Consider the following 12,871-nt stretch of genomic DNA (forward strand, 5'->3'; position numbering starts at 1 on the left):
TATGTACGTCAAGACGTACTGACCTGACTCTGCCATTTACCGCAAAAATTGCAAGCGCTTTTTGCATTTTCACTGAAGTAACTGCAACCGGAGGTTTTCAGCGCAGGAGACAAGCGGATGTCTGAAGTCACGACAAAAAACCAGAATGCACGTTTTACTGCCCCGGCCACCTGGCAGACTGAGCTGTTAACGGCAAATCCACTGTTTGCCGATTTATGCCAATTATTTCCATTTGCCAGTCAGTCAGACTTCCCGACAGTGACTGAACTTAATCAATGGCTGGCGTTACACCAGCCGCAGGCAACGATTCAATTCGTGACGGATGAAGTACTGGCTGCAGATGGGCGTTATTACGAGGTTTTTATTCATCAGACCGGTCAAATCCCAACCCGGCAGCAAAATTGGCATGATTTGTTTGGCGCTTTGATCTGGTGTTTGTTGCCCAACACTAAAACGCTGCTCAACCAGTTGCATATGCAGGAAATCAAGCTGTATGGCCAGCAACAGCGCAGTAAGCTGCGCAATAAACTGACGTTGCTGGACGAATGTGGTGTGATCCTGGCTTATAGTCCGGCCGCCACAGAGCTGATTGTGCAATTACAACAGCATCAATGGCAGTCGGCTTTTGTCGCCAAACGGTATTGCTGGACCACAGCGGCAGATCATGACACTGGCAGCGGGGCTGCTCAGGAAAACCTAGCCAGAGCGCAAGTGATGCCGCTGATGTTTGGGCATGCCAACTATGAAATGGCAACCCGGCCTTTTATCGGCCTGACCGGCAAGCTGCTGGCATTGCCGGTGGCTGACGACTTTTGGCAATTGTCATTATGGCAACGTTATGCCGTGATTGACTGCGCACTTAGTTTACAAATTGCCAACAGCGATTTTTTATTGCAAGCTGCGCAATTAACGCCGTTGCCATTACTTGGGGTGCCGGGCTGGTATGCTGCGAATACTGCTGCCGATTTTTATCTTGATCAGCAGTATTTCCGGCCTTTGCCATTGCACCGCAGGGCAGCTTTGCTGCATAACAGGGAGTCAGAATGATCCAAATCCAACATTTGGCCAAAGCCTTCGCGCTGACCAAAGATCATAAATTATCCGACAGTGAAAAAGCCGATGTCCGTTTTGGTGGCACTTTGTTTCATTCGGTGCGCGATGTCAGTTTTAACTGTGCTGCCGGTGAAGTGCTTGGGTTATTAGGCCCAAACGGCGCAGGTAAAACCACGACGCTCAGGATGCTTTCTACCGCCTTGCAACCGGACCGTGGTTCAGTGTTGATTGATGGTAGGGATGTGCTGAAAAACCCGCTGGAAGCTCGCAAAAGGTTAGGCTTTTTGTCCAGTAGTACAGGGTTGTATGGCCGGCTGACTGCGCGGGAAAATATTGCTTATTTTGGCCGTTTACATGGCATGACAGAAACGGCGTTAAATGAGCGGATTGAGCAGCTGTTTAGTTTGTTGTCGATGCATGAGTTTGCCAATCGCCGTGCTGACAATATGTCGACCGGGATGAAACAAAAAACCGCGATTGCCAGAGCTGTGGTGCATTCGCCCAAAGTGGTGGTGCTGGATGAACCGACCACCGGGCTGGATATTATGACGGTGCAAACGGTGCTGGATTTTATTCAGTCGCTCAAAGCACAAGGCACCCCTGTGATATTTTCCACCCATCACCTGGATGAAGTGGCAGCTTTGTGTGATCGGGTGGTGGTGATCAATCAGGGCATCAGTGCTTTTGATGGCAGTCTGAGTGAATTTCGACAGTTATCGGCGACTGGTGATTTGCGCCAGGCGTTTTTACAAACTTTAGCGCAGGAGCAGGCATAACATGTGGCAAGTGTACTTAAAAGAGCTGACTGAGCTTTTGCGCGACAAAAAAACACTGCTGTTTGTGATTTTATTGCCGGTACTGATTTTCCCAGTGTTGTTTGGCATTATGGGTTTGGTGATGTCCAATGTCAGCCGGCAGGCTGAAGCCGAAGAACACCGGTATGTGATTATCAACGCTGAAAAAGCACCACAATTTGCCGATGCCTTGTTTTACCATAAAAACTTCAAACGCATGACCACTGAACTGCGGGATCCGGCTGCGCTGAAACAAGCCATTCGCGACAATCAGTTTGATCTGGCCATTGTGATCCCAGCTGATTTTAATCCGGCGGCGGATAATTTGCAGCAAAGCAAATGGCAGCTTATTCATAACAGTTCATCGCAATTGGATATGATTTCCAAGCATTTCACTGAATTGCTGCAGACCTACAGTAAAAGTTTACAGCAGGCGAAACTGACTGGCTTAGGCGTCAGTGTTGACAGCATTACCGCCTTGCTGGAGCCGGTGGCGGTGGAAAAAATAAATACCGCAGAAAGCCGGGAAAATGTCGGCGAATTGATTGGCGGCTGGATTGCTTATCTGTTGGTGCCGCTCTGTCTGGCCGGCGCTTCTTATCCGGCGATGGATATTGGTGCCGGCGAAAAAGAGCGTGGCACGCTGGAAACGCTGCTGATTTGTCCTATTGCCCGCACCTCGATTGTGTTGGGTAAATTTCTGACCGTACTGACGACGGGTCTGGTGGCGGCGGCCATCACAGTGATAAGTTTTGGCGGCTGGGGTTATCTGATTGGTTCGCTGGCTGGGGTGGATATTGTCGAAAAAGCCATGTCTACTTTGGGCTTGTTGGATCTGGCGTTGATTCTTGCACTGTTGATCCCGCTAACAGCGACCCTGGCCGCGGTGTTGCTCAGCTTGTCGATTTATGCCCGCAGTTACAAAGAAGCGCAAAATTATATTGGTCCGCTGACGATGGTGGTCTTTATGCCGCTGGTGGTGTCCATTTTGCCGGGGATTGAACTGAACTGGAAACTGGCACTGGTGCCGGTACTGAATGTGGCACTTGGGATTAAAGAACTGGTCAAAGGCACCATTGACTACAGTTTGCTGGGCTTGATTTTAGTCTCAACCTTGCTGTTAGCTGGCGCCATGATTGCATTTTGTGTCAGTTGGTTCCAACGTGAAAAAGTGTTGTTTCGCTAGCGGCCGTTTGATCTGCCGCCAACACCCCAGTTGAAGCTGATGGAGCCTTGGATGTCCCATGAAATGTCTGATGAAATGTTCGATGAAATGATACCAACAGAGGTGTTCAGCGCCGTGGTTAACCCATATGCGGGCTGTTATCTCGGTCCGGAGCAACTGTTGCCTTTGCTGCAGTCGACGGCCCCTGATAGGGCAGTGGCGCTTTTCCGTAAAAGGTTACAAGCTTCTTTAGCTGCCTGGCAGCCTTTATATCAGCTGGTTTGGCTGGATTTGCCAGCCAGCGCAGCTGTGCTGATCCCTGAGGCTTTGGCACAAGGCTTTGAATTTCATCATTGCCAGCCGCAACAGCTGATGCTGGTGAAAAAGTTACAACCGCAGGCCTATTTACCGCTGGCTGCGACTCACAGTATTGGTGTGGGTGCTTTAGTCTGGTCTGGTGATCGGCAAGACAGGGGCCAGGTACTGATGGTGCAGGAGCAGCCGTTGCCCGGTCAAGCTGCTGGTTATTTTAAATTACCCGGCGGCATGGTGGAGCCCAAAGAGCACCTGGTGCAGGCGGTACAACGTGAAGTACTGGAAGAAACCGGTGTCAGCGCTCAATTTGTTGGCATGCTGGGGCTGCGGCATCATCATCAGGGTCAGTTTGGGGCGTCAAATCTCTATCTGGTCTGTGTCCTCTATGCCGGCTCACCGGCGCTATTGCCCGCGTTATCGCCACAGGCTGGTGAAATTGCCATGGCACGCTGGTTTTGGCCTGAGGAGTATCTGAGCGATGAAAAAGCCCATCCTTACAATAAGTTATTGCTAAGCAGGGCGTTAGACGCACCGCTGTGGCCCGATACCAAAATAGCCCAGTACCGGGCCCGTCACGACGATTACGAAATTTTTATCGCTGCAGCCATTAAGTCCGCAACCAAGTAGCGACTGCTTCGAAATAACACGCCGCTTTGCCTTGTCATCCGAATGCCATCAGAGCCACAGATACTGCCAGCAGAAATATGCTTTGCGCTGTCGTATTTACTGGCAGTGGCAGCTTTGTCAAAGGTGGTGCGATGAAACAGCGAATATTGCTGCTGATGTTATTACTGGGCTTGGCTTTACCGCAAACAGCAGCCGCTGAATTATTAGCGGCCAGCCCCAGTCGGCAGTTATTGCAAACTTTGCAAAATTTCGCCCAAAAGCATCACCAGTATCGCTCTGATCAGCAGCAATACCAGCAAGCTGATTATTGGCAGGCTAGTCTGGAAGGCGACTGTGAGGACTATGCCTTGTGGTTACAGCAAAAATTGTTGCTGCTGGCCGTGCCAAGTGAACTGGTCTGGGTCTGGCGTCAGGGCCAGAGTCATATGGTGTTATTGGTGGCAGATCAGTATGTGATGGATAATCTGCAGCCGCAGGTGCTGTTGCTGGCCGATGCCAAAGCACAGCATCATTATCAGCGGGTGTTTGGCAAGTGGCAGTTACAACATGGCCAGCAGGTTTTTGTAGCGCAGTCAGAGTTATAGTTCAAGCTGGTCTGCCTTGGGCTTGCTGGCTAATCCGGCATTGGCAGGCAGGGGCCAACTGGCCGTTAACAAGGCGCCACTGTCTGTGGCATTACGAGCAAGCAACTGACCCTGATGCAAATGCAGGATATCACGGCATAGTGTAAGGCCAACCCCTTGTCCCTCCGGCTTGGTGGTATAAAAGGGGGTAAATAAATTAGCCGGATTGGCAAAGCCCGGACCGGCATCCTGCAAGCTGAAGTGTTGTTGCTGATGCTGCTGATAAAACTGAATTTGTAACGGCACACCGGCCGGTTGCGGTGCTTGCTTAGCATTTTTCAGCAGATTCAACCAGAGTTGTTCAAATAACAGCGGATCAGCAAAACACCAGGTCTCGCCTTGAAAATTCACCGGAATATTCAGTAGTTCTGCACAGCGTGCCACCAGTGTATCCAGTCTGAACCATGTTGGTTGGGCCGGTGGTAATTCACTAATTTCACGATAAGCGTCAATAAATTTCAGTAATCGGGTCGCCCGCAGGCCAATCCTGCTGAGCACCTGACGCACTTGTTCGGTTTGCCATGCTGGTTGTGCTAACAGTGTCTGTGTCATAGATGCCATTGGGCTTAAAGAATTGCGCAGTTCATGCGCTAACACTCTGACCAGTCCAGTCTGACTCTGTCGCTCGCCGGCATGCAAGGCCTGGCGCAAATCCAGGGCAAACCACAGCAGATATTGCTGCTGGCCAAGGGTTAACTGCAATTGCTGTTGCCGCCAGCCGCTTGGGCACAGGGCCAGCGGCAATTGCAAAGATGTCGGTTCGGTAAAACCACACTGTGCGCTGGATTGGCCCTGTAACAGCGGTCGTTGCAAAAAATCAGCGGCTGCTTTATTGGCAAAACAGAGTTGCAGCTTTTGATCAAATAGCAACACCGGGTAGGGTAACCATTGCCACAGTTGCTGAAATAGCTGTTGTTCGGTTTGCAACTGGCTGGCATGACCGGCCTGCTGCTGTTGTAGTCTGGTTAATTCTGCCAGCCCTTGCTGACAATAAGCCGGCAGTTGCTCAGTGGCAATCCGAAGATTATGTTCGCCATGGCGCATGGCATCACAGCTGAGCGACACCCAGCGCCAGGGGCTCAGGTAACGCCGGGTACACCAGCTTAAAAAACCGATTTGTAGCAGTAATAACCCAAGGATCAGGCTCAACAACGCCAGCCAGTCCCAGCCTTGTGCTGCCAGTAGCCAGCACAGCAGAGAGCCCAGCAGCAGGCTGGGTAAGCTCCAAATCAGCAGTTCTGGGGCTAAAGATGTAGTGCGGCCTGTCATCAGCACAGATCCTGTGGTGTAGATTGTTGCGTGGGTTCCGCACTGCCATCGGCGAGTTTTTCTAATCGCCTGGCCAGCGCATGGCGGCTGATCCCGAGTAATTGCGCGGCCTGCGTTAACTGGTACTGGCTTTGTGCTAAGGCTTGCTGGATCAGATTTTTTTCCATCTGAGCTAAATCCAGCGAGACGGGTTGTGCCGGGCCAGCGCTATTTTGCGGCGCTTTGGTGCTGCCATTGGCCAGTGGCAGTTGTTCAATCACGCCATGCTGGCACAGCAAGACTGCACGCTCCAGCAAATGACTGAGTTCGCGGACATTGCCAGGCCAATGATATTGCTGCATTTGCAGCAAAGCCGACCGGCTCAGCTCAGGGGCAGTTTTACGATATTTCTGACTGAACAAACGGATAAAATGTGTGGCCAGTGCCGGTAAATCGGCCTGACGCTGTCGCAGTGGCGGCAGCTGCAGCACAAAAGTATTGAGCCGGTACAATAAGTCCTGCCGGAACAGTCCTTGTTCGATCAGTGTTTCCAGTGGCGCATTGGTGGCGCTGATCAGCCGGACATCGGCTTGTTCAGTAACGCTGGATCCCAACATTTCATATTGACCGCTTTCTAACACGCGTAATAATTTAGGTTGCAGTGGCAGCGGCAAACAGCCAATTTCATCGAGAAATAAACTGCCACCTTCGGTCATGGCAAAACGGCCAAGTCGTTGCTGGCGGGCATCGGTAAAGGCGCCTTTTTGATGGCCAAATAACTCAGCTTCAAACAAAGTATCCGGGATAGCTGCCATATTCACGCTGACCAGTGGTGCTGTGGCGCGATTTGACAACTGATGCAGCCGGCTGGCCAGCACAGATTTACCAGTGCCGTTTTCACCCAATATCAACACATTGGCATCGGTGGTGGCGATTTGTTGCAGTAGTTGCTCCAGTTCCAACATGGCTGGACTTTGCGCTATCCAGGCTGGGGTCCTTTGCTGATGCAGTGCTGTCAGCCGCTGCTGCTGACTGGTTAACTGTTTTAGTTGTTGTTGCTGGCTGACATAGCTGAGTAACTGCTGATTGTCCCAGGGTTTGGTCAGAAATTGACAAGCTCCGAGCCGGATAGCCGCCACCGCCAGTTCAATACTGCCCCAGGCCGTCAGGACAAAGACCGGTATTTGCCGTGCCACCAGCGTCGGTAATAACGCCATACCTTCCTGACCGCTGGTGGTATCGCGGCTAAAATTCAGATCTAACAGCACTAAGTCGGCTGGGCGCTCAGCCAATCGGGTGAACACTTCAGCCGGACTGGTCGCTTCGCGGCAACGATAACCGGCACCTTGCAATAATAACGTCAGTGCCAGCCGGATATCGGCATCATCATCGGCAATCAGTAGTTCAAAAGCGGCCATTGGGACTCCATTTTTAACAGTGAGCTGCACACTTTGCAAGGTAACTCACTGATTTACAAATATGATTTGATGGCGCCTTGCGAAGCCGGCAGCGCCATCCGATGTTATAAAGATCTTAAGGTTTGTAACGGATCTTGCGCTAAGGTTTGTCGCACCGGCCACCAGCCAGCGAATGCCGCCACCAACCACATCAGCAACGCCAGCAGCAACTGCATCGGCAGTTCCAGTTGTTCCAACTGGGGAAAATAATGCCAGAGCTTGGCAAGTAACTGATGCGAAATCAGCAGGGCTAAAGCTACGGCCAGCGCCAACAGTGGCAGCAGTGGTTTGAGCATCAGCAGATATAACTGACGCTGACTGGCGCCGGTTGCCAGCCGGACCGCCAGTTCATAACGGCGCTGATGGCTGTACAAACGGCCAATACCCGCCACGCCGAGCACAGCCAGTAGCAGGGAAGTGGCGGCTAACAAAGCAATCAGATAAAAATTTAGCCGTGACTGGCGGCTGTGTTGCTGAAAAAAATCCATTAACGACGTCCATTGCAGCTCTTCGGACAGACCCGCTTGTTGCAGTAATTGTGTGACTTGCTGCTGTTGTTCCGGTGTGAGCGCGCTGCTACCATCGCGGTGGCGCAGTACCAAGCCCGGTTTCATGTCTTGGTGCGGCAATCGATAGAAGGTGGGTAACGCCAAATAGCTTTTTACATCCTGTAAAATCCCAACCACCTGAAATTGCTTTTCTTCCTGGAATAATGTCAGGCCAACGGCTTGGGTCCAATCATTGCCTGCCAGTTGTTTGGCATAAAACTGATTGATGAGCACCGGGGTCGGGCCGCCAGCAGCCAAATCAGCTGGTTGCAGGTAGCGTCCATGCAGCAATGGCATCTCAAATGCTGAATGATAAACCGCATCAGTTTGTTGGGTGAGTACCATCCCGACCTCATCACTGCCTTGCTTTTTCAGGAGCAGCATTTTAAATGCACTTTGGATTGGTAAGCCTTCTGCCAGCAACACCTGATATTCTGGCAGCTGTGCACTGATAAGTTGCTGTAAACTTTGCCAACGTAAAAAATCGGCATTGTCCTGTTGTTCTTTGATGGCTTGCTCAACCTGCTCCTGGCTGTCAGCTATGCTGCGGTTGACCGTTAAATGACTGGCAGGTTGCAGTTGATAGCCCAGGTCTGTATAAATGTGGCGGTACGACGATAACGTCAGGCAAGCAGCGGTCAGCACCACAGTGGTTGACAATAACACCTGTAAAAGCAACCAGCTACGCGCCAAGCCTCGTTGAGCTGGCAGACCTTTGCCGCTGGCTGCTAAGGTACTCTGCAAGTGCGTGGCAAAGTACCGCGTTAACAATGGCAAACTTAAGGCAGTGGTTAACAGCAGCACGACCAGTAACAGCGCCAGTATGTCGCTCGGGGTTAATTGCATTTGGCTGACGAGTGGAAATAAACCCCCCGTGATCTCAGGCAGTAATCTTAACAGCCAGGCCGCAGTCAACAGTGCCAGGGTGAAGGCCGGTAAAGTCCAGGCCAGCAATTCTGTAAAAATCAGCACTCTTAATCTGCCAAGGCTGCAACCAGCGACCAGTTGCAGTGCCATGTCCCGCTGTCGGCTGGTAAAGCGACCAGCGGTCAAATTAGCCAGATTGAGCACTGTGATTGCCAGTAATAACATGCTGACAGCCAGCAGCATTAACGCCAGTACACCACTTTGCCCTAAGATCAGCTGCAAATAGGGTTGTTGTGTAATGGATAATTGCCGGTGAGGATGGCTGGCAGGCAAACCTTGTTGGTCAAGCTGAGCCTGGTACCATGTTTGCAGATCCTGTTGTTGCAGTTGTTGGGTGGATGTCTGGCGATAAAGCAAGACTGTCGTTTGCTCGCCAGTCAGTTGGCTTGCCAATTCAGCGTCAGGGATAAACTGCCAAATTTGGTTGGGCTGGGTCAAAGCGCTGGAGGAATGGCCAGCAAAATGTTCAACCACGCCAGCAATACTCATGTCGAACCCAATGGCCTGGACTTGCGCTATATCCTTCACCCCGGCAATAGGCTGCAGCCATAAAGTGCGACTGATACAAATAAGGCTCACAAACATCGCCAGCATTAACGCCAGCGACAGCACAAAGGGCACACTTTGCGTCGGTTTTCGCAGCAGTTCGCGCAGGCCTTGCCAGAACGATTGCTGCAACAGTGGCCATAATTGCCACCAACGGCTGCTTGAGGTTGCGGTCAAAGGTGCGGTTGAGATGTGGTCACTGTGCATGTTAAGCGACCTCGCGAGCGATTGCGGCAATCAGTTTGCCATCAAGTAACTGCAAGGTGCGATGGGCGCAAGCGCTGTAGCGGCTATCATGTGTCACCATGATAATGGTGGTGCCAGCACGATTCAGCTCGCCGAGCAGCGCCATCACGGCATCGCCGTTTTTACTGTCCAGGTTGCCGGTCGGCTCGTCGACTAACAATAAATCCGGTTGGGTGACAATAGCCCTGGCAATTGCCACCCGTTGTTGTTGGCCGCCGGAGAGTTGGGATGGGTAAAAATCAGCCCGATGCGACATATCAACCTGTTCCAGACAGGCCATCACTTGTTTGGCAATATCCTTGGCTGGCAGGCCGCGGTGGCGCAGTGGCAATGCCACATTATCAAAAACCTTCATGCTATCAATCAGGTTAAACGCCTGAAATACAAAACCAATATGGCGATTGCGGATCAAAGCGCGCTGATCGGTATTCAGTTGGCGGGTATCCAGCCCTGCTAACAGGTAACTCCCGCTACTGTATTGATCCATCAAGCCAAGTAAATGCAACAGGGTAGATTTACCGCAACCTGACGGACCGCTGATACTGACAAACTCACCGCGCGTGACCTGAAATGTCAGCTCCTGCACTGCCTTGGTAATGAGCTGTCCCTGGCGAAATTCTTTGGATAGTTGCTGCACATCAACCACGATCTGTGGGTTGGCACTATGGTCTGGAACCACTTTGATCATCTTATTTTTCCTTTGCTAGTTTGATTGTATCAAAAGTCAGCCAGTGCGCGGGCACGGTCGACAATACTTTTTCACCTTGAGTTAACCCGGATTTCACTAAAATCTGTTCGCCACTGATATCACCGAACACCACATCACGCCGCACCGCTTGCTGTTCGGATTGCAGCACAAAGACTTGTTGTTGATTGGGTAAAAAACTGGTCAGGTATCGGATATAAAGCGCCGACGCTAATGGCTGTAAGTCAACTTGAGCCCTTAATCTTTGGGCCGGTCGGGCGCCTGCCGGCAATGGCCGTTCCGGTTCTGCCTCCGCCATCACCATGCCTTCTTTGACGACGGCTTCTACCCGGCTGATGCGGGCAGGTAATTGCTGGCCAGCCAGTTCCAGCGTCAGCCGCGTACCGGGTTGGATCTGACTGGCATGGCGCTCTGGTAACCATAACCGCACATTTAATTGCTGTTGACTGCCAATACGTGCCAGCGGCGCGCCCGCGACGACCGACTGGCCAATTTCGACGTCCAGCTGTTGTACCAGTCCGTTGATACCGGCTCGCACTGTCAATTGTTGTTGTTGCTGTAACAGCAACTGATAAGCACTTTGCAACTGCTTGAGTTCAAGTTGACGTTGGGCATGCTGAGCCAGTTGCATCTGGCTAAATTGCTGCAATCGGGCCTTGGCATTGCTGGTGGCTGCTTGCAACTGATGAAATTTCAGTTCAGTGCGTTTGAGCTCCAGTTGTGACACCACACCGCGTTTTTGCAATTCCAGATGAACATTGAGTTCCAGCGCTGCTGCGGCTTGTGCGGCGGTGCGCTCAGACAGCTGATCCTGTTGCAGCAATAATTCCTGTTGCTGCAAAGCGGCAAAGGCCTGTAATTCAGCTTGTTTTTGCTGCACCTGCCGCTCGGCAGTCTGCACTTGTTGCACCAGTTCCGGATTGTCCAGTTGCAGCAGGATGGTTTCTGGTTGTACTTCTGCCCCTGGCCGCTGCAGTAATGAAGTCACAGTGGCTGGTACCGGGCTGGTTAACAGGCGCTGTTGCTGGCTAATCAGCTCGCCGCTGACGTTGCTTTGTTGCATAAAAAGCCCTTGCTGCACAGTGAGCAACTGATCGGCCTGATAACTGAGCACCGGCGCACCGAGTGTGTGCCATAGCAAGAGTGCCAGTGGCAGTAACAACAGCCAGTGCCAATGATGCAACCAGCGGCGGTAAAAGGGGGGCGGTGGTAACAAAATATCCAATCTTAACCTCAACATCACTCACAGGATGCCAAGCTATAGGAAGTTTTGTGCCAACATTTTTAATGTTAAAAATCAGATGGTTATATTTATTGTTAGGGGCTTTATCTTAAAATCGCGCCGCGTGGCGCGCGATTTCGCGCCACGCTGGCTGGTTGCTGTCATGATGGCTCAGACTAGACCCAGCACTGGGATACCGGCCTATGCTTTCGCTGATTCAGCACACCCGTCCGGCAATAGAAACCGGTTTGACCATCAGCATGGCGCGCTGACCAAGAGCGACATTGGCATTCGGGAAAATAATGGCTTCACCGGGTTGTTCGACCCGATATTCGAGATTGCCATCCCTGGCTAGAAGTGTGCCCAGCGGCAGTTGAGTAAAGTTTTCAATCGAAGCGGCAAAACAAAGTTCAAAAGCATCGGTTTGTTTGTTGATGGAGCGATACACTTCAAACAGCTGAAAATCGCTTTCCACAAATGGCTTTAATTGCAATGGACCGCCGCTGATCAGCGCACGCAAGGTGTCGGTCACGGCGCTAAACCGGCTCATATCGTTTTGGCCCATTGGCCGCACTTTGCCAAGCTCCAGCGTGAAAGCTGCAGCACCATGGGTGTGGGCGGCATAATAACTAAAAGTGGTGGCCGGGCTTTGCATCAATAAAAAGGTGTGAATGTCACAAGCGGCCAGCAAGCTAAACTGGGCTGCTGACCAGGGCTTGCCATGCAAAAACGGATATACCGCAAACTTCTCAAATTGTGAGCCACGAATGGCGGTGTGTAAATCGTATAAACAGCGCTGCCGGCCAGCAGGCAGCGCCTGATAAAACCGACTGACGTATTGTTCCAGCCGGGCGCAGCGGACTTTCTCAAAAGTTTCTGCGGTGGTGCTGAGGGCAGGATCGCTGATGCCATGGCTGCCACTGAAAAAACGATTCATATTGTCAAAAAGTTCACGCTTGGCTGCATTGATGGCCGGCGGATTGCCAAATAAAAACAGCACCCGTTCAGTCAACTTTAGCTGACCGGTTAAAATGTCTTGCAGCAGGGCAGCACAGATTTCAATCGGCGCGGTTTCATTGCCATGCACACCTGAACTTAACACGATGTCTTGCTGACCAAACCTGGCTGGTGTCAGGCATATGACACCTGTGTCCCAAATGTCGACCAAGGTGCCATTGTCCAGTCGCCAACTGGTGGCTGGCGCTTGATAGGGTCGCGCCAATGTCCAGGCCAGAAAATCGCCGTCCACGGCTAATTGTGCGACTTGCTGGTTGGGCGCCGGGGCAGCGGAAAAAACGCTCATGATGATTCCTTCAAAGCTAAGACCGGCAGCAGGGCCGGTTGGCAGCGGTAGGATGGGCTGCTATGTTGTTTTGTTACCCGGCAGTGTAGCC

Annotated in this window: 11 protein-coding genes; 5 read left to right on the forward strand and 6 right to left on the reverse strand. The window is 51.7% G+C overall.

The features are described 5' to 3' along the window. The first annotated feature begins 117 nt into the window (after positions 1-117). From AC53GJ_RS10335 to AC53GJ_RS10355, 5 genes are all read left to right on the forward strand, one after another. Positions 118-1,047 carry a DUF3025 domain-containing protein gene (locus AC53GJ_RS10335; protein ID WP_496732595.1) on the forward strand — a complete coding sequence of 310 codons (930 nt, stop codon included), beginning with the start codon at positions 118-120 and terminating at the stop codon, positions 1,045-1,047. Further along, positions 1,044-1,829, forward strand: a complete 786-nt coding sequence (locus tag AC53GJ_RS10340; protein ID WP_496732596.1) for an ABC transporter ATP-binding protein — start codon at positions 1,044-1,046, stop codon at positions 1,827-1,829. The genes AC53GJ_RS10335 and AC53GJ_RS10340 overlap by 4 nt, the downstream gene beginning before the upstream one ends. Before the next feature lies 1 nt (position 1,830). Continuing rightward, positions 1,831-3,033, forward strand: coding sequence for an ABC transporter permease (locus tag AC53GJ_RS10345; RefSeq protein ID WP_496732597.1), 1,203 nt, complete (start codon positions 1,831-1,833; stop codon positions 3,031-3,033). 51 nt (positions 3,034-3,084) lie between these two features. Beyond that, entirely contained in the window at positions 3,085-3,954 is an 870-nt protein-coding gene (locus AC53GJ_RS10350; RefSeq protein ID WP_496732598.1) for an NUDIX hydrolase, read from the forward strand. 131 nt (positions 3,955-4,085) lie between these two features. Further along, positions 4,086-4,538 (forward strand): transglutaminase-like cysteine peptidase, encoded by a 453-nt coding sequence (locus AC53GJ_RS10355; protein ID WP_496732599.1) that lies wholly within the window; start codon positions 4,086-4,088, stop codon positions 4,536-4,538. Here AC53GJ_RS10355 and AC53GJ_RS10360 read toward each other — a convergent pair. The 6 genes from AC53GJ_RS10360 to astE form a co-directional block, all read right to left on the reverse strand. Beyond that, a complete protein-coding gene (locus AC53GJ_RS10360; RefSeq protein WP_496732600.1) occupies positions 4,533-5,846 on the reverse strand; it encodes a sensor histidine kinase in 1,314 nt (437 codons plus the stop codon). The two genes, AC53GJ_RS10355 and AC53GJ_RS10360, sit on opposite strands and share 6 nt — an antisense overlap. Beyond that, on the reverse strand, positions 5,846-7,243 hold the full coding sequence (locus AC53GJ_RS10365) for a sigma-54-dependent transcriptional regulator (protein ID WP_496732601.1): 1,398 nt from the start codon (positions 7,241-7,243) through the stop codon (positions 5,846-5,848). Before AC53GJ_RS10365 ends, AC53GJ_RS10360 begins: the two co-directional genes overlap by 1 nt. A 104-nt stretch (positions 7,244-7,347) precedes the next feature. Continuing rightward, on the reverse strand, positions 7,348-9,510 hold the full coding sequence (locus AC53GJ_RS10370; protein ID WP_496732602.1) for an FtsX-like permease family protein: 2,163 nt from the start codon (positions 9,508-9,510) through the stop codon (positions 7,348-7,350). A gap of 1 nt (position 9,511) precedes the next feature. After that, positions 9,512-10,237, reverse strand: coding sequence for an ABC transporter ATP-binding protein (locus tag AC53GJ_RS10375; protein WP_496732603.1), 726 nt, complete (start codon positions 10,235-10,237; stop codon positions 9,512-9,514). Position 10,238: 1 nt separating this feature from the next. After that, a complete protein-coding gene (locus AC53GJ_RS10380; RefSeq protein WP_496732604.1) occupies positions 10,239-11,495 on the reverse strand; it encodes an efflux RND transporter periplasmic adaptor subunit in 1,257 nt (418 codons plus the stop codon). A 199-nt stretch (positions 11,496-11,694) separates the two neighbouring features. Further along, on the reverse strand, positions 11,695-12,780 hold the full coding sequence (gene astE / locus AC53GJ_RS10385) for a succinylglutamate desuccinylase (protein ID WP_496732605.1): 1,086 nt from the start codon (positions 12,778-12,780) through the stop codon (positions 11,695-11,697). Between the last annotated feature and the right edge of the window lie 91 nt (positions 12,781-12,871).

The organism is Rheinheimera sp. B2H12 (assembly GCF_059620065.1).